Raw genomic sequence first — 22270 nt, 5'->3', positions numbered from 1 at the left:
AATCCGGCTCCACCGCCCTTGGCGGTCACTTCACTTCCGGGACGAGCCCGGAGTCACAGCCTGCTGGTGTCAGCTGCAGCCACTGGTCGAGCCGCAGCCCTCGCAGATGTAGCAGGAACCGGCGCGCTGCATCTTCGTACCGCAGGAGAAGCACAGCGGCGCGTCGGCCTGAATGCCCAGCTGCATCTCGACGAGCTCCGCGCTGGTGTGCGCCTGCTGCGGTGCGGCCTTGATGCCCTCAGCCTCCGCCTTCGGCGTGGCGACGGCCTTCAGGGACTCGGTCTGCAGCGGGGCGGACTGGGCCAGGCCTTCGACGTCCACCTCGTCCTCGGTCGGCTCGTACGACCCGGTCTCCAGGTGCCGCTGACGCTCCTCGGCGGAGTGGATGCCGAGCGCGGACCGCGTCTCGAAGGGCAGGAAGTCCAACGCCAGGCGGCGGAAGATGTAGTCGACGATCGACTGCGCCATCCGCACGTCCGGGTCGTCCGTCATACCGGCCGGCTCGAACCGCATGTTCGTGAACTTGGAAACGTACGTCTCCAGGGGCACGCCGTACTGCAGGCCGACCGAGACCGCGATGGAGAAGGCGTCCATCATGCCCGCGAGGGTCGAGCCCTGCTTGGACATCTTGAGGAAGACCTCGCCGAGACCGTCGTCCGGGTAGGAGTTGGCGGTCATGTAGCCCTCGGCGCCGCCCACCGTGAAGGAGGTGGTGATGCCGGGACGGCCCTTCGGGAGACGCTTGCGGACCGGGCGGTACTCGACCACCTTCTCGACCGCGGCACGGATCGTGTCCTCGGTCTTCTCGGTGATCTCGGCCTTCTCCTCCTCCTTCTTCTTGGCGGAGAGCGGCTGACCGACCTTGCAGTTGTCGCGGTAGATGGCGAGCGCCTTGACGCCCATCTTCCACGCCTCGAAGTAGACCTCTTCGACATCCTCGACGGTGGCGGTCTCCGGGAGGTTGACCGTCTTGGAGAGGGCACCCGAGATCCACGGCTGGATCGCGGCCATCATGCGGACGTGGCCCATCGCGGAGATGGAGCGCTCGCCCATGGCGCAGTCGAAGACCTCGTAGTGCTCGGTCTTCAGGCCCGGGGCGTCGATCACATTGCCGTTCTCGGCGATGTGGGCGACGATCGCCTCGATCTGCTCCTCCTGGTAGCCCAGGCGACGCAGGGCCTGCGGCACGGTGCCGTTGACGATCTGCATCGAGCCGCCGCCGACGAGCTTCTTGAACTTCACCAGGGCGAGGTCGGGCTCCAGGCCCGTGGTGTCGCAGGACATCGCGAGACCGATGGTGCCGGTCGGGGCGATGACGGACGCCTGAGAGTTACGGAAACCGTTCTTCTCACCGAGGCGGATCACGTCCTGCCAGGCCTCCGTGGCGGCGGCCCAGATCGGCGAGTCCAGGTCGTCCATGCGGACGGCCGCGGCGTTGGCGTCGGCGTGCTGCTTCATGACGCGCTTGTGCGGCGTGGCGTTCTTGGCGTAGCCGTCGTAGGGGCCGACGACCGCGGCGAGCTCGGCGGAACGCTTGTACGAGGTACCCGTCATCAGCGACGTGATGGCGCCGGCGAGGGCACGGCCGCCGTCGGAGTCGTACGCGTGACCGGTGGCCATCAGGAGGGCGCCGAGGTTGGCGTAGCCGATGCCCAGCTGGCGGAAGGCGCGGGTGTTCTCGCCGATCTTCTGCGTCGGGAAGTCCGCGAAGCAGATGGAGATGTCCATCGCGGTGATGACCAGCTCGACGACCTTGGCGAAGCGCTCGGAGTCGAAGGACTGGTTGCCCTTGCCGTCGTCCTTCAGGAACTTCATCAGGTTCAGCGAGGCGAGGTTGCAGGACGTGTTGTCCAGGTGCATGTACTCGCTGCACGGGTTCGAGCCGTTGATGCGGCCGGACTCCGGGCAGGTGTGCCAGGCGTTGATGGTGTCGTCGTACTGGATGCCGGGGTCGGCGCAGGCCCAGGCGGCCTCGGCCATCTTGCGGAAGAGCGACTTGGCGTCGACCTCCTCGATGACCTCGCCCGTCATGCGGGAGGTGAGGCCGAACTTGCCGCCCTCCTCGACCGCCTTCATGAACGTGTCGTTCACGCGGACCGAGTTGTTGGCGTTCTGGTACTGGACGGACGTGATGTCGTCGCCGCCCAGGTCCATGTCGAAGCCCGCGTCGCGCAGGGCGCGGATCTTCTCCTCTTCCTTCACCTTGGTCTCGATGAAGCCCTCGATGTCGGGGTGGTCGACGTCGAGGATGACCATCTTGGCCGCGCGGCGCGTGGCGCCACCGGACTTGATGGTTCCGGCGGAGGCGTCGGCACCGCGCATGAAGGAGACGGGGCCCGAGGCGTTGCCTCCGGAGGACAACAGTTCCTTGGAGGAACGGATACGGGAGAGGTTCAGGCCGGCGCCGGAGCCGCCCTTGAAGATCATGCCCTCTTCCTTGTACCAGTCGAGGATCGACTCCATGGAGTCGTCGACGGCCAGGATGAAGCAGGCGGACACCTGCTGCGGCTGGGGCGTTCCGACGTTGAACCAGACCGGCGAGTTGAAGCTGAAGATCTGGTGCAGGAGGGCGTATGCCAGCTCGTGCTCGAAGATCTCCGCGTCGGCGGGCGAGGCGAAGTAGCTGTAGTCCTCGCCGGCCTTGCGGTACGTCTTCACGATGCGGTCGATCAGCTGCTTGAGGCCGGTCTCGCGCTGCGGGGTACCGACGGCCCCGCGGAAGTACTTGCTGGTGACGATGTTGACCGCGTTCACCGACCAGAAGTCGGGGAACTCGACGCCACGCTGCTCGAAGTTGATCGAGCCGTCGCGCCAATTGGTCATGACGACGTCACGGCGCTCCCAGGCCACCTCGTCGTACGGATGCACGCCGGGCGTCGTGTGGATGCGCTCGATACGCAGACCCTTGGCCTTGGAACCCTTTGCGCGGGAACCTCGTGCCGGGCCGCTCGTCGTCTCGGTCATGCCGCCTCCCTGTATCAGGCTAAAACGCCCTGAAGTACCACGTTCTTCCCGTGGCACGGATGTGTGTCTGATGTTGCGGGCATCGCAGAGGACGCCCTCAACAGGTCTGGTTCGCCGCCGGCCGGTCGGTCAGCCGGTCAGTCGGCGGCAGTGGCGGGCACCGGGACTTCGACAGTCCCTCCGGGCCCGCAGTCATTCACGACGCGCTCTCCGCCCGCGTCGCACGGCTCCGCCCGGAGCCGCTGTTCCCTCAGCTCCCCGATGGCAGCCTCGAAGTCCTCGAGCGAGTCGAAAGCCCGGTACACGGACGCGAAACGCAGGTAGGCGACCAGGTCGAGCTCCTGCAACGGGCCGAGTATGGCAAGGCCCACGTCGTGAGTGGTCAGCTCGGCGCTTCCGGTGGCCCGCACCGCCTCTTCGACCCGCTGGCCGAGCAGAGCGAGGGCGTCCTCGGTCACCGGCCGCCCCTGGCACGCCTTGCGGACGCCATTGATGACCTTGGTGCGACTGAAGGGCTCCGTCACGCCGCTGCGCTTGACCACCATCAGTGAGCACGTCTCCACGGTCGTGAAACGACGGGAACAGTCGGGGCACTGACGGCGCCTGCGGATCGACGTGCCGTCGTCGGTGGTCCGGCTGTCGACTACGCGGCTGTCGGGGTGCCTGCAGAAGGGGCAGTGCATGGAACTCCCAACCCTCCTTCACGGCACGACTCATAAGCCTCAACGGGCCCTCGGGGCCCTCGAAGCAGCCCCAAGCATAGGCGATCCCGGAGGCCCTGAAAGACCAGGGACCACAACTTCTGGGCTGCTGCGGCAATCCAACCACTAGATCTGGGGTTAGGTCGCTTTTTCAGCACTGCGCGTGTCGTACCGCCCCGGAAGGCATCCCGGATCACATCAAAGCCGCGGGGCCGTCACTCACGCCGCTCGGGGCGGGGGCCGGTGCCGGGTTGACGGGGTGCCGAGTGGCAGTATGGGAGCCCCGCCGAGGGGCTCACCGTCCCGGCGGTGAAGCGTACCGTAATGAACCGAAATGCCGTTCGGCCCGAGCGTCAGCCATACACCCAAACACATGATCACGGCGGGTAATCTACGTTTTTTCACTCGAACGTGTGTTTGGCGCAACCTTTCGAAAGCAATTACCGTTGGCTAGCTAGGGAGAGAACATCTCGAGAGGGGCCGACCGACGTGACCACCACCGCAGACAGCGCCACCATCACTGCCCAGGACCGCTCCCAGAGCCGACTCGAGCCGGTGCATGCCATGACTGAAGCAGCCACGAACCAGGAGGGGCCCAAGCCCACTCGCTCCCTGCCGGGCCGACCTCCAGGCATCCGGGCCGACAGCTCGGGGCTGACCGACCGGCAACGCCGCGTGATCGAGGTCATCAGGGACTCCGTGCAGCGGCGCGGCTACCCACCGTCGATGCGGGAGATCGGGCAGGCCGTCGGCCTCTCCAGCACCTCCTCCGTCGCCCACCAGCTGATGGCTCTGGAGCGCAAGGGCTTCCTGCGCCGCGACCCGCACCGCCCTCGCGCGTACGAGGTGCGGGGCTCGGACCAGCCCAGCAGCCAGCCCACCGACACCACCGGCAAGCCGGCGGCGTCGTACGTCCCGCTCGTCGGCCGTATCGCGGCCGGTGGGCCGATCCTCGCCGAGGAGTCGGTGGAGGACGTCTTCCCCCTCCCCCGACAGCTCGTGGGAGACGGCGAGCTCTTCGTACTCAAGGTCGTCGGTGACTCGATGATCGAAGCCGCGATCTGTGACGGTGACTGGGTCACGGTGCGCCGCCAGCCCGTCGCGGAGAACGGTGACATCGTGGCCGCCATGCTGGACGGCGAAGCGACGGTCAAGCGATTCAAGCGCGAGGACGGACACGTCTGGCTGCTGCCGCACAACTCCGCGTACCAGCCGATCCCCGGCGACGAGGCAACCATCCTCGGCAAGGTCGTGGCGGTGCTGCGGCGGGTGTGAGACCCCGCCCCTGACCGGGCCCCGGAACCAACTGCGCCGGTTCCGGGGCCCTGCTGCGTCCGGGGCCGGACCGCCACGAGCCTGCGTCGGGGCCGCACGGCCACGACGGACGAGCCCCGTGGCCGAAGCCGAGAGCCGCCCCCTATGCCTCGTCCGCCTTCGCCGCGGCGTCGATCGCCGCCAACGAGCGGCGTACCTGACTGCGGTCCGTCGTGTACCAGAAGTCGGGCAGCGAAGCCCGCAGATAGCTGCCGTAGCGCGCGGTGGCCAGCCGGGGGTCCAGGACGGCTACCACTCCGCGGTCCCCTGACGCCCGTACGAGACGTCCCGCGCCCTGCGCCATCAGCAGAGCCGCATGGGTCGCCGCGATCGCCATGAAGCCATTGCCACCGGCCTCGTCGACCGCCTTCTGGCGAGCACTCATCAGCGGATCGTCGGGGCGCGGGAACGGGATCTTGTCCATGATCACCAACTGGCAGCTGGGGCCCGGCACGTCGACGCCCTGCCAGAGCGAGAGCGTCCCGAAGAGGCAGGTCTCCGAGTCAGCCGCGAAGCCCTTGATCAGCTCGCCCAAGGTCTCCTCCCCCTGCAGGAGAATCGGCACGTCCAAGCGCTCCCGCAGCTCCTCCGCCGCGCTCTGAGCGGCACGCATGGAGGAGAACAGGCCGAGCGTGCGGCCACCGGCCGCCTGGATCAGCTCGGCCAGCTCGTCGAGCATGTCGCTCCGGGTGCCCTCACGGCCCGGCCGGGCCAGATGCTTGGCCACGTACAGAATGCCCTGCTTGCCGTAGTCGAAGGGGGAGCCCACGTCGAGGCCCTTCCACACAGGGGCGTCCTCGGACTCGGTGCCCTCCGGGGCCAGGCCGAGCGAAGCCCCCACCCCGTTGAAATCGCCGCCCAGCTTGAGCGTGGCAGAGGTGAGGACCACCGAACGGTCGGCGAAGAGCTTCTCCCGCAGCAGCCCCGACACGGACATGGGGGCCACCCGCAGGGAGGCGCCGAAGCGTTCATGACGCTCGTACCAGACGACGTCGTACTCGGAGCCGTTCGTGATGCGCTCCGCCACGTCGTGGATCGACTCCACGGACGCGAGCGCCTGCTTACGGACGGCGTCCTCGTCCTGGACCGACTTGTCCCGGGTCGAACCGAGAGCCGTGATGACTCCCCGGGCGGCGTCACGCAACGCCATCAGCGCATACCCGAGGTCCTCCGGGATCTCCTCCAGACGGCCTGGCAGGGCCAGCTCCATCAGGCGCTCAAAACCTTCCGACGCGGTCTGGAGCTGGTCGGCCACCTTTTCGTTGACGAGCTTCGCCGCGCGGCGCACGGCGCGGTTGACCTGCCCCGGGGTGAGCTCGCCCGTGGCCACGCCGGTGACACGGGAGACCAGCTCGTGGGCCTCATCGACGATCAGCACCTCGTGCTGGGGCAGGACGGGCGCGCCCTCGATGGCGTCGATGGCGAGCAGCGCGTGGTTCGTGACGACGACGTCGGAGAGCTTGGCGCGCTCACGGGCCGCCTCCGCGAAGCACTCCGCCCCATAGGCACACTTCGAAGCGCCCAGGCACTCCCTGGAGGAGACGGAGACCTGGGACCACGCGCGGTCGGACACCCCGGGGGTCAGGTCGTCACGGTCGCCGGTCTCGGTCTCGTCGGCCCAGTCCCGCATGCGCAGGAGGTCCTGGCCCAGCTTGCTGGTGGGAGCGGCCGCCTCGAACTGATCGAAAAGGCCCTCCTCCTCGTCCTGCGGCATGCCTTCGTGGAGACGGTGCAGACACAGATAGTTCGAGCGGCCCTTGAGCATCGCGAACTGGGGGCGGCGGCGGAGCAGCGGATGCAGCGCGTCCACCGTGCGCGGCAGGTCCCGCTCCACGAGCTGGCGCTGCAGGGCGAGGGTGGCCGTCGCGATCACCACGCGCTCGCCGTGGGCCAGGGCCGGCACCAGGTAGCCGAGGGACTTGCCCGTGCCGGTGCCGGCCTGGACCAGCAGGTGTGAGCCGTCGTCGATCGCCTCGGCGACGGTCTCGGCCATGGACACCTGGCCAGGGCGTTCCGTGCCGCCGACAGCGGTGACGGCGGCGTGCAGGAGCTCGGGGAGGGAGGGCTTCGTCATAGCGCGACCACCCTACGGTGCCCCACTGACAATCCGGCGATCAAGGCTGGTGGAGAGGGTTGGCCACGGTCCCGTGCACGGCGGCGTGCGGGCGCTGGGGGCGGTCGCGGTATCCGTCGAGGTGGAGGCGGTTCCGGTTCAGGCAGAGTCGCTCGATACGGGGTGTGAGCAGATCGAACATCTCGTACCGTTCCTTCAGCTCCGGAGCGCGCGCCTGGTGCCGGAGGATCTCCGCGCGCACCAGGGACCAGAAGTGACTTTCGTGGACACCGAGTTGGTCCTCGCAGAGGGGCGCGAGGTACCGGAAGACTCCTACGAAGAGACCCGAGTGGATGAACTGGGTGAGGAAGCCGGGGGGCTCGGTGAGCAGTACGTCGCGGACGTCGTCCGGCATCGAGTCCTGCTCCGGCAGCGGCACAGCGCTCACGTTGACGTCGTCCACGAAGTCCTTCACCGCCAGCCGGACGGGTACGTCCTTGTCGTCGAAGACGACGATGGTGTTCTCCCCGTGAGGGGAGAACACGGTGCCGTAGCGGTACAGGAAGTGCAGCAGTGGCGGCAGCAGGGCGCCGAAGAGCCGCCGCAGCCACACTGAGGGAGCCAGCCCCGAGCGTTCCACGAGCTCCGCGACGAACGCCCGGCCGTCGGGGTCGGTGTGCGTGAGCGAGGCAAGGGTTCGAGCACGCTCACCGGGGGCGAGGTACCGGTTCACCGGCTCGCGCCAGATGGCGCCCAGCAACTCTCGGTACTGGTAGGGAACTTCGGGCAGCCCGTCGTACAGGGGGTGCTCGACGGCCACCGATGCCACTTCACCCAGAAGGATCACTCGGCATTCGTCGCGCAGGAAGGGGTCTGCCTCACGCAGCGCGTGCATCCATGCCGTGACGGCGGGCGCGGCGACCGTGCGCCCTGTCGGGAGGCCTCGCCACACGAGCGTATTGAGGACCGAAAGCGGAAGCTTCACGGTGTGCCGCTCGGGGCGCGAGGCGTTGAGGAACGTACGGATCGACTGCTGAGGAAGGCGCAGGTCACCGTCGCTGCAGAGGGGAACGATGGCGCCTGCGGCGATGGACGGCGCGAAGAGCGGCAGCACGGTCTCGTCCCACTGCCAGGGGTGTACGGGGAGGTAGAGGTACTCCTGCGGATCGAGTCCGCGTGCGCGGAGTAAGTCGGCGAACACTTTTCGGGTGTCGGCGGAGAGCTCGCGGGCGTAAAGACGCTGAGCGGTGTCCAGTCCCATGACCCCTCTGTACACAGCGAGACGGGTGTGGACGGCGATCCATGGAAGCGTCGTGGAGCGGCGGCCTTCGGGCGCCCATCGGTCGGTGTCGCCCGCGGAGAACCCGATGCGTCCCTTGTTGAGGACGAGCCAAGGGTGGCCGGTCTGGTGTCCTTCGAGTTCCGCGTATCCGAGGTCGGCGAGTTGCGCGGCGCTGAGCGCCGTGTGATCTATGCGGGCGTCGGCACTCAGCGTGACGGTGAGCTCGCGGATGAGGTGCCCGAGCGTGGCACCGTCCAGGCCCAGGGTCCGGCGGGCCATCACCAGGAACCGCAGGGGGTCGCTGAAAGGGAGAGCCGGCCCGTTTCCCTCCGTGAGGGTCAGGCCGGCCCGGTCCACATACCAACTGCCGTACGCGCCTCGACGCGCGCGAAATGTGATGCAGGCGCCCCGCGGCTGGGGCGGGGCGTCGGTCTCGCTCCGCTCCCCCGCCGACGCGGCGATCTCGTCAGGCTCGGTCGGTTCGAGGTGGAGCCGGTAGGTGCCCGCCTTCTCGTCGTCAGCGGGTTCTGGCCGGATGATCTCCTCGTACGCGAACTCTCCGAGCATCTTCGCCAGCAGGCGGCACCCGGCCTCGCGCCATCTGTCCTGGGTCAGCTCGGGTGGGTCGTACAGCTCGGCGGAAGGGCTGGGAATCGGGCTGACGGACGGATTCGGCACGGGGACTCCTCAGTGAGGGAACCGGATCGAGGCGAGCGGTGTACTAAGAGTGACCGGGTCAGAGCACGGCGCGCAGGGCCCGATCACGGACCATGAGAGCCGCGCGTTTGTCGGGCAGATCGACTTCCGCGACGTAGCGGAAGCCGGCGCTCAGGAACGCGGAGACGGAGGGGGTGTTGCGCAGGTCGGGTTCAGCTACGACGCGGGTGCATGCGGGGCGTCGGTCGAGTGTCAGATCAGCGACGGCTCTCAGCAGCGAAGTGCCGAGGCCGCGGCCACGGTTGGCGACTCTGCCGATGAGGAGGTGGATTCCTGTGTCATGCGGACGTGAGGGGTAGTGACGGGCCAGGGGGTCGAGGTCTGCCCGATAGATCTCCCAATAGCTCATCGGCATGCCGTCCAGCACGCCCAGGCAGGGGACGCTCCGCCCGTCTCCACCGAGCTGTCGGCGCAGGTGGGCGTCGGTAACGGATTCGGGTCCCGCGAGTTCCCAGAAGGCGGCCACGGCGGGGTCGTTCATCCATCGACTGATCAGCGGGAGGTCGCGTTCGGGACGTGCGGGTACGAGTTGGAAGACGCCGGCGGCGGTGGTGACGGGCCCCCACCCCCCGACGCCATCCAGGAGATCGTCCTCCACCGCGGCGGCACGTCCGTGTCCCTCGGCCGGCAGAGCGACGAGCTCCTCGGGCAGGCGCAGGTCGAGGGTGTCCGTGCAGTCGGCGCCCGCAGCACCGGACTGGCCTCCGGCGTCGGCGCTCGGATCGATGGGAGGCACGTCGTCGCTCCTGTCAGCAGAGGTGGGGCATGTTCCTCAGGAATGAAGGGGGTTGGGGATGGTGACGTAGACGGACTGGGTGTCGACGGGCCCGACAAGCTCGTCGAGACCGTGCAGCCTGGTCAGCAGGTTGGCCTTGCAGCGCAGGACGGGTGAGTCGAGCAGAGTCGCGGGCAGAGAGGTGCGCAGCCTGTCGGGCCCTGACGCGACATCGCCGAGGAAGCGGCGGAATGCGGCGAGCAACAGCCGTTCGTCCGCGAGCCGTTCGGCACCGAGGGCGCCGATGAGTCCGAGGACGTTGTTGATGCCGAGGTAGTAGGCGAACCGCTCGTCCGTCACCTCGTCGGACACGAAGGTGTCGCTGTCCTGGCCGATGCCGGGAAGACGTCGTTCGAGATCGGCGCGGCGGGACTCGCGGAAGTAGTAGCCCTGGTTGTCCCGGTAGCGGCCGCCCGTCGGCCATCCGTCGGGGTCGAGGATGAGGAGGGTGTTCTGCTGGTGCGCCTCCAGGGCGACGCCCGCTTCGCCGTCCAGCCACAGCACGGGCCGCACGACGGTTTCGAGGTAGCGCAGGAACCACTCGGCGGCAACGGCGCCACGGGGGCGTCCCGTTCGCCCGGCGAGGCGGGTGATGGTCTCGGCGAGCCGGGAGCGCATCGAGGGACGCTCCTGGCAGCCGGGCAGCGCCGACGGCTTCGGCGAGACGAGTCCGGCGATGCAGGTGGCGTCGTCGCCGGGGCGGAAGGGATTGTGCCGGATCATGACGTCGAGTCCGGGGACCGGGGCTCCGTCGGGGTCGGTGACGGCGAGCCACGCCGGGTCACGGACCACGTCGAAGGAGGGGTGGGCCGACTGCCACTCTTCGCCCAGGCCGCTACGGAGCAGCCGGTGCACCTCGACGCCGCGGTGGAGCTCCTTGAGCAGGTTCTCACGGCGGGAGTTGGTGATGCGCAGGCCGAGCGAGAGCTTCAGCATGGCGGCCGCGCCGGAGCGGTAGAGAGTGCGTACGGAGGAGGTGGGGTGCCAAGGGGCGCCATGAGGGCCGAGGTCCTGGAGAAGTCCGGCGTCGAGGAGCCCAGCGGTCGCGGGGCGGTGTCGGAGCTCGCGCATTTGCCAGGGGTGCACGGGCAGAGCGACGCGACCGTCCGGGAGCGGTAGATCCGGGCCTGCGAGGCGGGCGGTGAGCTGGTCGGCGGGGACAGCACGGCCACGTTCGGTCCAGGCCGAGTCGGAAGCGAGTACAGAGCGGTCGACGGCCAGCCAGTGCAGTGCGAAGGCGCCGCGCAACTCCGGTGAGTACAGGCGGGATTCAGTGTCGGACAGGCCCTCGCGGCTCTTGGGGGTCGGATGCAGGGGGTGCCCGAGGAGCAGGGACTGTTCGGCGGCGAGAAAGAGGTCGGGCTCGTCGTCGGGCCTGTTGCGGCGGTCGGCGATGAACGCGGCCGTGCGCCGGACGCTGTCGGCGACCCGGCCGACCAGGTCGGCCCCGTCACCCGGCTCCGCCGCCGCAGCCGCCCGGGCCGGCGCGGCGGTACTCGGGCTGGCCGATCCGCTGGTCTCGGCCGGCTCGCCTGCACCGGCGGGGTCGTCCGAGGTGAGCGTCCTGTCCTGGGCCGTCTCCGCTGCCTCGGTCGGTTCAGTCGGTTCAGTCGGCTCGGTCTGTCCAGTCGGCTGAGGCGGTTCGGTCTGCTCGACTTGCTCGGTCGATCCAGTTGTTTCCGTCGATGCGGTCGTTTCGGTTGAGCTGTCCGCCGGTGGCTCCGTGGCGCGGCGGGCCGTCTCGCGGCCGAGGAGGGCGGCGACGGTGACGGCGTCGACGGGCGGGGCGGTCGCCGGGCCGTCTTCGAGGTAAGGGAGGCTGAAGCGGTGCCAGCCGGTGGCTGACCAGTAGTGCACGGGGACGAGCAGGGCCGTTGCGCTGGCTTCGAGAGGGATGCGCAGGACGCCGCGGTCCGGAGCGGGGATGTTGTTCTCCCTGACCCAGCACCGCAGGAGGTTCTCGACGGCTGCCGCCTGTGCGGCGACGTGCGGGTCGGGGTGCTCCAGGAGGTCGGTCGACGTGCCGCACAGGCGCTCGGCCTCTTGGCCGCCACCCTTCTGCCGGGGGACCGTACCGGACTCCGCCACCAGTGAGGTGTGCGCGCCGCACGCGCCTGGGGCGGGAGGTTGGGGGCGGTCTTCGGATGCGGGGGTGGCGTTCAAGAGGGCTTCCTTGTGAGGTTGTCAGGGGCTCCGTGTGGTGACGGGGTCGGTACACGCTCGGCGGCCTGTGTCAGCCGGAACGGCCCGGGGCCGTCTTGGCTATGCGTGGTGGGCGCGCGCCGCGGTGGCCAGCGCGTCGGCGAGACGGTCGAGGACCGCGGCCGCCTGTTCGTCGGTGAGGGTGAGGGGAGGCAGGAGTCGTACGACGCTGGAGTGGCGGCCACCCAGTTCGACGATGAGTCCACGGTGCAGGCACTCGCGCTGCACGGCCGCGGCGAGTTCGGGGGCCGGGGGGCGGGGCTGTGAGGCGACGAAGGGATCATCCGAGGGCGGCGGGCCGGGCTGGGCGGTGCCTGGTGAGACGGGCGCGACACCGACACCGTCACCAGTCCCGTCCCCGACACCGCCCCCGGTCCCAGCCCCGCTCCCGCCCCGGGTGGCTGCCGACGCAGCCTCTCGGTGCGCTCCCGGGGCCGGGGCGGGGACAGAGGCAGGGATGGTCGGTGCCGGGATCGCTCCCGGCACCGGCTCCGGCCCACGCATCGAGGTTCCGCCTGCCGTTGCCCCCTGCGTCGGCTCCGACCCGGACCCCGGCTCCGACCCCGGCTCCGACCGCGACCTCGATCCCAGCCCCGGGCCCGGATCCGAAGCCGGATCCACCAGTTCCACGCCGATCATCAATCCCCGACCGCGAACCTCGCCGATGCAGGGGTGTTCCGCGGCGAGGGAACGTAGCTGGGCGAGCATGCGGGCGCCGAGGGTGGCGGCGCGTTCGGCGAGGCCGTTCTCGCGGACGTAGGCGAGGGTCGCCGCGCCCGCGGCCATGGCGAGCTGGTTGCCGCGGAAGGTGCCCGCGTGTGCGCCGGGCGGCCAGACGTCGAGGTCGTCTCGGTAGACGACGACGGCCAGCGGAAGGCTGCCGCCGATCGCCTTGGAGAGCACCATCACGTCCGGGACGACGCCGCTGTGCTCGACGGCCCAGAAGGCTCCGGTGCGGCCGACGCCGGTCTGTACCTCGTCCGCGATGAGGGGGATGTCGCGCGCGGCGGTGATCTCGCGCATCCGGCGGAGCCAGGCGTCGGGAGCCGGGAGCACTCCGCCCTCGCCCTGGACCGGTTCGAGGATCATGCCGGCGGGCGCGGTCACACCCGACTTGGGGTCGTCGAGGAGGCTTTCGGTCCACCGGGCGGAGAGTTCGGCGCCGCGCTCGCCGCCGACGCCGAACGGGCAGCGGTAGTCCTGCGGATAGGGCAGGCGCGCGACGCGTACGTCCGATGCGCCGCCGGACGCTTCGAGCGCCCCGGCCGTCATGCCGTGGTAGGCGCCGGTGAAGGCGAGCAGGTTGTCGCGGCCGGTGGCGGCGCGGACCAGTTTCAGCGCCGCCTCCACCGCGTCCGTCCCCGCGGGGCCGCAGAACTGGATGCGCGCGTGGTCGGCGAGGCCGCGTGGCAGCGTGTGGAACAGCTCGGTGGTGAAGGCGTCCTTGACCGGTGTGGCCAGGTCGAGTACGTGCAGTGGTGCCCCGGAGTCGAGGACCTTTCTGATCGCTTCGAGTACCACGGGGTGGTTGTGACCGAGGGCCAGGGTTCCGGCGCCCGAGAGGCAGTCGAGGTAGCGGCGGCCGTCCGCGCCCTCGATCGTCAGGCCGCGTGCCCGTACCGGCACGATCGGGAGGGCGCGCGCGTAGGTGCGCGCCGCCGACTCGCGCGCCGACTGGCGGCGCAAGATCCCTTCCTGCGACACGGAGTGCGTCGCGGACGGTGTCACGGACTGCGTTACGGAATTTCCTGCGGATACTGCCGCGGGCGCAGGCTCGGTCACGGCCACGACTGTTGGTCCTCCCGCTGCGGACGAGCGCGTCCGTCCGGGGCGGCTCCGGGGAGCCCATCTGGGCGGATGCGCGGGCGAGTTGGCAGGGGGATGAACGCAGGCCGCGACTCCCCCGTACGTACCAACGACGGAATCCCCGGAGAATCACGGGCAGTCGGAAGATCCTTGCCGTGACGGAACCGTTGCCCTTCCGTCGGCCGTCCCCAACGGCACCGGCATAGTGTGGGGGCCGTTCATCAGCGACAGGTGCACCGCTCCCCCGAGCAAATCAGAGCAAACCAAAGCAACACAGCCAAGGGGCGCCGCACCGGTGGCGACGGGTGTTCCACACCCGGATGTCCAGCACTTTGAACCAATTTCGAGGCCCAGGGGGATTCTCACGATGCGACCCATACGTCCGCTCTTCACCGTTCGCAACAGGAGGAGCGTGCGCACCAGAACCGCCCCCGTGGCGGCTGTGGCGCTCGGCGCGGCGCTCGTACTGACCGCCACGGCCTGTGGCCCCACCGAGGACAACGCCGGCGGTGACTCGTCCTCGGCACAGCCCGGTGACAGCAACGGTGACGACAAGATCCAGATCCCGGATGCCTGGAAGGAGAAGCTCAAGGACAACGGGATCGATCTGGACGAGTGGAAGAACGGCGCCTGGAAGAACTGGAACAAGGACGACTGGCTGCGCGAGGCCGGCGACTTCGTCAACCCGATCATCGAGGACCTCTGGGACCCGGACCGGATGCGGGACGCCGACAAGAACCCCGACCGGGGCGTCGACGAGAACGACATCTCCGGTGACCAGGGCATCACCGACCCGACGCCCAAGCCCGTGGAGGCGGCCGCCGTGAAGGCGCCCTACCACGACCAGGTCGCCGAGTCCGGCAAGCTCTTCTTCGACGGCCCCAAGGGTTCGATGGTCTGCTCCGCGACCGTCGTCAAGGACCCGGCCAACCCGGGCAAGTCCAACATGGTGTGGACCGCGGGCCACTGCGTGCACGCGGGCGCCGAGGGCGGCTGGTACCGCAACATGGTCTTCGTCCCCTCGTACAACAACAGCGGAAAGTCGGCCGAGGAGCTGCAGAACGCTCCCAAGGAAGAGGTCGCTCCGTACGGCGTCTGGTGGGGCGACTGGGCGCAGACCTCCGACCAGTGGATCGAGCAGGGCGGTCCGACGGGCGGCAAGGGCGCGCCGTACGACTTCGCGGTCATTCACGTGAAGCCGGAGAAGGGCAGCGACGGCAAGTCGCTTGAGGAGACGGTCGGTTCCGCGCTTCCCGTGGACTTCAACGCTCCGGCCGTGCCGCAGATCGACACCATGACGGCGACCGGGTACCCGGCGGCGCCGCCGTTCGACGGCCAGAAGCTGTTCCAGTGCGCCGACAAGCCGGGACGGCTCTCGCTGACCAAGCCCGACCCGACGATGTACCGCGTCGGCTGCACCATGACCGGCGGTTCGTCCGGTGGCGGCTGGGTCGCCAAGGGCCAGGACGGCAAGCCCGCGCTGGTGTCGAACACGTCCATCGGCCCGGTGACGGCCGGCTGGCTGGCCGGTCCGCGCCTCGGCAAGGAAGCCAAGGGCATCTACAACGCGGTCAGCAAGAAGTTCGCCGGCCGGTAGCGGTTCAGAGCGGCGGGGCGTCGGAAACCTTCACGACCCCGCCGCTGTTCGTCCCCAACCTCACAGGCATAGTGAGGTGTTGCGTCGCAGCGGATCTCGCGGATCCCTGCTCAGACGCATGACAAGTACATGGCAATCACACGTTCCAACGGGGGTAACAGCACCATGCGTTCCACTCGTGCGCCGTTCGCGCGCAGCCGCGGCCGGCGGGCGGCGCTCGCCGCCACCGGGCTCGCAGCGGCCTTGGCGCTCACCGCCACGGCCTGTGGCCCGAGCGACGACAAGGCGAGCGACAAGCCGGACACCACGACGTCCCAGGGAGCCGACGGCTCCGACTCCGGTTCCGACACCGAGCTTCCCGACGGCCTCGCCGACAAGCTCAAGGACAACGGGATCGACCTGGACGACTGGAAGAACGGCGCCTGGAAGAACTGGGACAAGAGCGACTGGGTGCGCGAGGCCAAGGACTTCGCCAACCCGGTCATCGAAGGGCTCTGGAAGCCCGAGCGGATGAAGAAGGCCAAGGACCCGAACAAGACGATCGCCGCGAAGGACGCGTCGGCCGACCAGGGCGCGACCGACCCCGAGCCGGCCCCGGTCCGGGCCAAGCACGAGAAGACGCCGTACCACGAGAACGCCGCCCCGGTCGGGAAGATCTTCTTCGACTCCCCCGAGGGATCGATGGTCTGCTCCGGCACGGTCGTGAAGGACCCGCGCAACCCCGGCAAGTCCAACCTCGTGTGGACCGCGGGCCACTGCGTGCACGCCGGTCAGAACGGCGGCTGGTACCGCAACATCGCCTTCGTGCCGTCCTACAACGACCTGGGCAAGTCCGAGGCCGCGCTGCGCAACGCGGCCCCGCAGGAGATCGCCCCCTACGGCCAGTACTGGGCGGACTGGGTCTCGACCTCCAACGAGTGGATCAACGAAGGCGGTCCGACGGGCGGCGCGGGTGCGACGTACGACTACGCCGTGATGCACGTGAAGCCGGAGCAGGGCGGCAAGTCCCTGGAGGAGACCGTCGGCAACGCGCTCGACGTCGACTTCTCCACCCCGGCCGCGCGGAGCGTCAGCTCGATGGGTGCCTGGGGCTACCCCGCCGCCCCGCCGTACAACGGCCTGATCATGCACAAGTGTGCCGACAAGCCGGGCCGACTCTCGATGTCGCCCTCCTTGCCGACGATGTACCGCATCGGCTGCACCATGACCGGCGGTTCGTCCGGCGGCGGCTGGTTCCGGATGGTGGGCGGCAAGACGAAGCTCGTGTCGAACACCTCGATCGGCCCGGCCGAGAACACCTGGCTGGCCGGCCCTCAGCTCGGCCGGGGCGCCGAGCAGGTCTACGACATGATGAGCAAGAAGTACGGCGCGCAGTAGCCGCACGGCACCGCTGACACGGCGAAGGCCCGCCCCCTGCGAGAGGGGGCGGGCCTTCGCCGTGTGTACTACCGGGCCGTGTGTACTACCGGATGGCGCTCGGTTCAGTGCGCGGCGAGCACATACGGAGCGAGCTCCGCGGCGAGCTCCTCGTGCACCTGCGCCTTGAGCAGGGTGCCCTCACCGGTGTGCTCCTCGGAGAGCACCTCGCCCTCGGCGTGCGCCCGGGAGACGAGCTGACCGTGCGTGTACGGAACGAGGGCCTCGATGTCGACCTCGGGCCGCGGCAGCTCGGTGTCGATGAGCCCGAGCAGCTCCTCGATGCCGACACCGGACCGCGCGGAAACCGCGATCGCGTGCTTCTCGTTGCGCAGCAGGCGCTGCAGTACCAGCGGGTCCGCCGCGTCCGCCTTGTTGATCACGACGATCTCGGGCACGTCGGTGGCGCCCACGTCGCGGATCACCTCGCGCACGGCGGCGAGCTGCTCCTCCGGCACCGGATGCGAACCGTCCACCACGTGCAGGATCAGGTCGGAGTCACCGACCTCCTCCATCGTGGAGCGGAAGGCCTCCACGAGGTGGTGCGGCAGATGCCGCACAAAACCGACGGTGTCCGCCAGTGTGTAAACCCGGCCGCTCGGCGTCTCGGCCCGGCGCACGGTGGGGTCGAGGGTGGCGAACAGCGCGTTCTCCACCAGCACGCCCGCGCCCGTGAGGCGGTTGAGGAGCGAGGACTTGCCCGCGTTCGTATACCCGGCGATCGCGACCGAAGGCACCTTGTTGCGCCGGCGCTCCTGCCGCTTGATGTCGCGGCCCGTCTTCATCTCCGCGATCTCCCGGCGCATCTTCGCCATCTTCTCGCGGATCCGTCGCCGGTCCGTCTCGATCTTCGTCTCACCGGGTCCACGGGTGGCCATGCCGCCACCGCCGCCGCCACCCATCTGACGGGAGAGCGACTGACCCCAGCCACGGAGCCTCGGCAGCATGTACTGCATCTGCGCGAGCGCGACCTGCGCCTTGCCCTCTCGGGACTTGGCGTGCTGGGCGAAGATGTCGAGGATCAGGGCGGTCCTGTCGACCACCTTGACCTTGACGACGTCCTCGAGGTGGATCAGCTGGCCGGGGCTCAGCTCACCGTCGCAGACGACGGTGTCGGCTCCGGTCTCGAGCACGATGTCGCGCAGCTCCAGGGCCTTGCCGGAGCCGATGTACGTCGCCGGGTCGGGCTTGTCGCGGCGCTGGACGACACCGTCGAGCACGAGTGCGCCCGCCGTCTCGGCGAGAGCTGCCAGCTCGGCGAGGGAGTTCTCCGCATCCTGGACCGTTCCCGAAGTCCACACGCCGACGAGCACCACTCGCTCCAGGCGGAGCTGTCGGTACTCGACTTCGGTGACGTCCTCGAGCTCGGTGGAGAGGCCGGCGACGCGGCGCAGAGCCGCGCGCTCGGAGCGGTCGAGCTGCTCGCCGTCCCGCTCTCCGTCGATCTCGTGGCTCCAGGCGACGTCCTCTTCCATCAGGGCATCGGCCCGAAGACCTTCGGGGTAGTTCTGCGCGAAGCTCTGTGCGTCCTGGGAAGGGGAAGAAGAGGAGGTCATTTGGTCCTTACGTCGATTCGTCGATGGGAAGGGCGACGGATGCGGGATCCGTCACAGTCGTCAACGCCCGGCGGGGTCCGGAGATTCCCGGAACCGGCCGATCGTGCCCTGAGATGTCCCCGAGGGGATGTCCCTGACGGGCGTGCCGTCGACCTGATGATGGTTGCACGGCACGGCCCGTCTCGTCATCCAGGTTATTTCCCGGAACTCCAGTCCGGGTGCCCCGGCATCGGCGGCGTCTTCTCCGCGTACAGCCAGCTGTCGAAGAATCCGCCCAGATCACGTCCGCTCACCTGGGAGGCGAGCCGCACGAAGTCAGCGGTCTCGGCGTTGCCGTCGCGGTACATGCGGACCCACCTCCGCTCCAGGCGATCGAAGGCGGCATGCCCGATCTCCTGGCGCAGGGCGTAGAGCACCAGCGCGCTGCCGTCGTAGACGACGGGACGGAAGAGGCTGATCTTCTGTCCGGGCGCGGGCGCCTTCGGCCTGGCCGGGGGCCCGCCGGCCGCGCGCCAGCGGTCCGACTGGCGGTAGGCGTTCCGCATCCTGTCGACCAGCGGCCGATCCGACTTCTCCTCGGCGAAAAGGGCCTCGTACCAGGTGGCGTGGCCTTCGTTGAGCCAGAGATCCGACCAGGACCGCGGGCTGACGCTGTCGCCGAACCACTGGTGTGCGAGCTCGTGCACCATGACCGCATCGACGTACCACTCGGGGTACTCGGGGCGGGTGAAGATCTCTCTCTCGAAGAGAGAGAGCGTCTGCGTCTCGAGTTCGAAGCCGGTCTTCGCCTGGGCGACCAGGATCCCGTAGACCTCGAAGGGGTACTGGCCGACCTTCTGCTCCATCCAGCCGATCTGGCCGGGCGTCTTCTTCAGCCAGCGCTCCAGGAGCTTGCGGTCCTTGGTGGGCACCACGTCACGCAGCGGAAGGCCGTGCGGCCCCTCCCGGTGCACCACGGTCGAGCGGCCGATCGACACCTGGGCCAGCTCCGTCGCCATGGGGTGATGGGAGCGGTACGCCCAGGTGGTGGACCCACCGTTCCGGGTCGAGCCGGCCGGGACGCCGTTGGCGACCGCGGTGAGCTCCTTGGGAGCGGTGATCCTGAAGGTGAACTGCGCCTTGTCCGCCGGATGGTCGTTGCACGGGAAGACCCGGTGGGCGGCATCCGCCTGATTGGCCATGGCCAGTCCGTCCGCGGTGCGCAGCCAGCCGCCTTCGGAGTCCTTCGCGGGCACCGGGTCGCTGGTGTGCCGGACGGTGATCAGGATCCGGTCGCCGCGCCCGACCGATGCGGACGGCGTCACGACCAGGTCCTCGCCGCTGCTTTCGAAGCGTGCGCGCTCGCCGTTCAGCTCGACGGAGCGCACCGTGCCGTGCGCGAAGTCGAGGTTCACGCGGTCCAGGTTGTCGGTCGCGCGAGCGTAGATCTTGGTGATGGCGTCCAGCGGCTTGCGGTTGTCACCACTGTAGGTGAAGGCGATGTCGTACGACTCCACGTCGTATCCGGGGTTGCCCAGGTGCGGGAAGAGCCGGTCGCCGATGCCGAGCGGGGTGGCCGGTGATGGTGCGCCGGCCGCGAGGAGCGCGGTGGAGGCGGCCGCGGCGATCAGAGCGGCGGCGACGCGGGGGGTGCGGAGGACCTTCGGCCGGGAAGCCGTGGTCCGAGGAGTGAGCAGCATGAACCACCGCTATCAGCGCGGGTCTTGTCATCACATGACGGCGCGCGCCGGGCCACTCGAACGAGTCAGTGGACAGCGGCTGCCGGATGCTGGGCGCGGCTCACGTCGTACACCCCGGGGACCGCGCGCATCGCGCGCATCAGTCCCGGGAGGTGGGCGGCGTCGGGGAGCTGAAGCGTGTACGTGTGGCGCACGCGCTGTTGGGTCGGTGGCTCCACGGTCGCCGAGATGATCGCCACCCCTTCGAGGGCGATCGCTTCGGTGAGGTCGGCGAGCAGGTGCGCACGGCCGAACGATTCGGCGATCAACGTGACGCGGCACTCCGCGGTGTCTGTCCAGCGCACGCCGACCTCCGCGCGCCCCACTTCCTTCATGCGCTCCGCTCCGGGACAGCCGACGCGGTGGACGGTCACGGCGCCCCCGCGGACGGCGAAGGCGGTGATGTCGTCGGGCGGCACCGGCGTACAGCAGCCGGCGAGGCGCACGCTCGCGCCTTCGCGGTCCACGACGGCGTTCGCGGCGGCCGGGCGCAGTATTCCGGTCGGCTCCGGCTTGGGCACCGATGCCGGGGCCTGCTGGGGCGGTCGCTGCACGGAGGGCGCGGGCGCGGGTGCCGGGTGTGTGGTGAGCCAGCGCCGGATGGCGATGCGCGCGGCGGGCGTGCGCGCGTGGTCCAGCCACTCGCGCGAGGGCCCCGAGGTGAGGTCCTGGCCCATGAGCAGTTGCACCGTGTCGCCGTCCCGCAAGACCGTGCTGAGCGTCGCCAGGCGGCCGTTGACGCGGGCGCCGATGCAGGCGTGCGCGTCCTCGCCGTACTGGGCGTAGGCGGCGTCCACGCAGCTGGCGCCCGCGGGCAGGCCGAGCGTGCCGCCGTCGGGCCGGAAGACGGCGATCTCGCGGTCCTGGGCGAGGTCCTCCCGCAGCGTCGACCAGAACGTGTCGGGGTCGGGGGCTGCCTGCTGCCAGTCGAGGAGCCGGGAGAGCCAGCCGGGCCTGGTCGGGTCCACGCGCTCGTCGTCGGCGCTGTCGGACGGCTCCTCCGAAGGAGGAGCGTAGGGATTACGCAGAGCGACGACGCCCGCTTCGGCGACCTGGTGCATCTGATGCGTACGGATGAGGACTTCGGCGACCTCACCGTCGGCGCGGGTCACGGCCGTGTGCAGCGATTGGTAGAGGTTGAACTTCGGTACGGCGATGAAGTCCTTGAACTCCGAGACGACCGGTGTGAAGCAGGTGTGCAGCTCTCCCAGGACTCCGTAGCAGTCCGCGTCCTCGTTCACGAGGACGAGGAGGCGGCCGAAGTCGGAGGCGCGCAGTTCGCCGCGCTTGCGGTGCACGCGGTGGACGGAGACGGAGTGCCGGGGCCTGATGAGCACTTCGGCCGTGATGCCCGCGTCGCGCAGTACGCCGCGCACCTCGCCCGCGATGTCCCCGAGGGGGTCGCCCGCGCTCGCCTCGTTGGCGGCGATCATGGCCTTGACCTGCGCGCACTCCTCCGGATGGAGGATCGCGAAGACGAGGTCCTCGAGCTCCGTCTTGAGTGCCTGCACACCGAGGCGCTCGGCGAGTGGGATGAGCACGTCCCGGGTGACCTTCGCGATGCGGGCCTGTTTCTCGGGGCGCATGACGCCGAGGGTGCGCATGTTGTGCAGCCGGTCGGCGAGCTTGATCGACATGACGCGTACGTCGTTGCCGGTGGCGACGAGCATTTTGCGGAACGTCTCGGGCTCCGCGGCCGCTCCGTAGTCGACCTTTTCCAGCTTCGTGACGCCGTCGACCAGATAGCAGACGTCGTCGCCGAACTCGGCGCGCACCTGGTCGAGCGTCACGTCCGTGTCCTCGACCGTGTCGTGCAGCAGGGAGGCGGTCAGGGTGGTGATCTCCGCGCCGAGCTGGGCGAGGATCAGCGTCACGGCGAGCGGGTGGGTGATGTACGGCTCGCCGCTCTTGCGCATCTGGCCGCGGTGCGAGGACTCGGCGAGGACGTAGGCACGGCGCAGCGGCTCCAGGTCCGCGTCCGGGTAGTGGCCGCGGTGGGCCTCCGCCACATGGCCGATCGCGTCGGGGAGACGGTCCCGGGTGCCTGATCCGAGGAGGGCTGCGCGACCGAGCCTGCGCAGGTCGAGACGGGCGCGGCCGCGCCTGCGCTGGACCCCGGACGTGACGGGGCCGGGCGTGGCCGGATTCGTGGCCTCCGCACTCATGAGC

The 22270-nt window shown here is 69.5% G+C and carries 13 protein-coding genes; 3 read left to right on the top strand and 10 right to left on the bottom strand.

The features are described 5' to 3' along the window. Positions 1–69 precede the first annotated feature (69 nt). On the bottom strand, positions 70–2964 hold the full coding sequence (locus ACI2L3_RS34960; protein ID WP_404756449.1) for a vitamin B12-dependent ribonucleotide reductase: 2895 nt from the start codon (positions 2962–2964) through the stop codon (positions 70–72). Between the two features lie 137 nt (positions 2965–3101). Continuing rightward, positions 3102–3647: a transcriptional regulator NrdR gene (nrdR, locus tag ACI2L3_RS34955; RefSeq protein ID WP_404756448.1), complete on the bottom strand. Its 546-nt coding sequence runs from the start codon at positions 3645–3647 to the stop codon at positions 3102–3104. 507 nt (positions 3648–4154) lie between these two features. On the opposite strand from nrdR, the gene lexA reads away from it, so the two are divergent. Beyond that, positions 4155–4940 (top strand): transcriptional repressor LexA, encoded by a 786-nt coding sequence (gene lexA, locus ACI2L3_RS34950; protein WP_404756447.1) that lies wholly within the window; start codon positions 4155–4157, stop codon positions 4938–4940. A gap of 142 nt (positions 4941–5082) precedes the next feature. Here lexA and ACI2L3_RS34945 read toward each other — a convergent pair whose 3' ends face one another. The 5 genes from ACI2L3_RS34945 to ACI2L3_RS34925 form a co-directional block, all read right to left on the bottom strand. Next, on the bottom strand, positions 5083–7053 hold the full coding sequence (locus tag ACI2L3_RS34945; protein ID WP_404756446.1) for an ATP-dependent DNA helicase: 1971 nt from the start codon (positions 7051–7053) through the stop codon (positions 5083–5085). 40 nt (positions 7054–7093) lie between these two features. Beyond that, positions 7094–8992, bottom strand: a complete 1899-nt coding sequence (locus ACI2L3_RS34940) for an IucA/IucC family protein (protein ID WP_404756445.1) — start codon at positions 8990–8992, stop codon at positions 7094–7096. 58 nt (positions 8993–9050) lie between these two features. Continuing rightward, positions 9051–9767 carry a GNAT family N-acetyltransferase gene (locus tag ACI2L3_RS34935; protein WP_404756444.1) on the bottom strand — a complete coding sequence of 239 codons (717 nt, stop codon included), beginning with the start codon at positions 9765–9767 and terminating at the stop codon, positions 9051–9053. Positions 9768–9803: 36 nt separating this feature from the next. Further along, positions 9804–11969 carry an IucA/IucC family protein gene (locus ACI2L3_RS34930; RefSeq protein WP_404756443.1) on the bottom strand — a complete coding sequence of 722 codons (2166 nt, stop codon included), beginning with the start codon at positions 11967–11969 and terminating at the stop codon, positions 9804–9806. 99 nt (positions 11970–12068) lie between these two features. Further along, a complete protein-coding gene (locus ACI2L3_RS34925) occupies positions 12069–13694 on the bottom strand; it encodes a diaminobutyrate--2-oxoglutarate transaminase family protein (RefSeq protein ID WP_404756442.1) in 1626 nt (541 codons plus the stop codon). 487 nt (positions 13695–14181) lie between these two features. Between ACI2L3_RS34925 and ACI2L3_RS34920 the strand changes: the two genes are divergently transcribed. Next, positions 14182–15411 (top strand): trypsin-like serine peptidase, encoded by a 1230-nt coding sequence (locus ACI2L3_RS34920; protein WP_404756441.1) that lies wholly within the window; start codon positions 14182–14184, stop codon positions 15409–15411. Positions 15412–15576: 165 nt separating this feature from the next. Continuing rightward, on the top strand, positions 15577–16788 hold the full coding sequence (locus ACI2L3_RS34915; protein ID WP_404756440.1) for a trypsin-like serine peptidase: 1212 nt from the start codon (positions 15577–15579) through the stop codon (positions 16786–16788). A 104-nt stretch (positions 16789–16892) separates the two neighbouring features. Here the strand turns inward: ACI2L3_RS34915 and hflX are convergent, their stop codons facing one another. The 3 genes from hflX to ACI2L3_RS34900 form a co-directional block, all read right to left on the bottom strand. Beyond that, positions 16893–18383: a GTPase HflX gene (gene hflX, locus ACI2L3_RS34910; protein ID WP_404756439.1), complete on the bottom strand. Its 1491-nt coding sequence runs from the start codon at positions 18381–18383 to the stop codon at positions 16893–16895. 194 nt (positions 18384–18577) lie between these two features. Then, positions 18578–20062 carry a M1 family metallopeptidase gene (locus ACI2L3_RS34905; RefSeq protein ID WP_404756438.1) on the bottom strand — a complete coding sequence of 495 codons (1485 nt, stop codon included), beginning with the start codon at positions 20060–20062 and terminating at the stop codon, positions 18578–18580. 65 nt (positions 20063–20127) lie between these two features. Continuing rightward, positions 20128–22266, bottom strand: coding sequence for a RelA/SpoT family protein (locus ACI2L3_RS34900; RefSeq protein WP_404756437.1), 2139 nt, complete (start codon positions 22264–22266; stop codon positions 20128–20130). Positions 22267–22270: the final 4 nt, after the last annotated feature.

The sequence above is a fragment of the Streptomyces sp. NPDC029674 genome, from assembly GCF_044903205.1.
In the GTDB taxonomy this organism is placed as follows: Bacteria; Actinomycetota; Actinomycetes; order Streptomycetales; family Streptomycetaceae; genus Streptomyces.
The sequence above is the reverse complement of the archived record's forward strand: the minus strand, read 5'-3'. Positions and strand labels throughout refer to the sequence as shown.

What these genes read in the sequence shown, in the direction of transcription:
- ACI2L3_RS34960 (WP_404756449.1), bottom strand. Translation starts at nt 2,964, where the DNA reads ATGACCGAGACGACGAGCGGCCCGGCACGAGGTTCCCGCGCAAAGGGT.
- nrdR (WP_404756448.1), bottom strand. Translation starts at nt 3,647, where the DNA reads ATGCACTGCCCCTTCTGCAGGCACCCCGACAGCCGCGTAGTCGACAGC.
- ACI2L3_RS34945 (WP_404756446.1), bottom strand. Translation starts at nt 7,053, where the DNA reads ATGACGAAGCCCTCCCTCCCCGAGCTCCTGCACGCCGCCGTCACCGCT.
- ACI2L3_RS34920 (WP_404756441.1), top strand. Translation starts at nt 14,182, where the DNA reads ATGCGACCCATACGTCCGCTCTTCACCGTTCGCAACAGGAGGAGCGTG.
- ACI2L3_RS34915 (WP_404756440.1), top strand. Translation starts at nt 15,577, where the DNA reads ATGCGTTCCACTCGTGCGCCGTTCGCGCGCAGCCGCGGCCGGCGGGCG.
- hflX (WP_404756439.1), bottom strand. Translation starts at nt 18,383, where the DNA reads ATGACCTCCTCTTCTTCCCCTTCCCAGGACGCACAGAGCTTCGCGCAG.
- ACI2L3_RS34905 (WP_404756438.1), bottom strand. Translation starts at nt 20,062, where the DNA reads ATGCTGCTCACTCCTCGGACCACGGCTTCCCGGCCGAAGGTCCTCCGC.
- ACI2L3_RS34900 (WP_404756437.1), bottom strand. Translation starts at nt 22,266, where the DNA reads ATGAGTGCGGAGGCCACGAATCCGGCCACGCCCGGCCCCGTCACGTCC.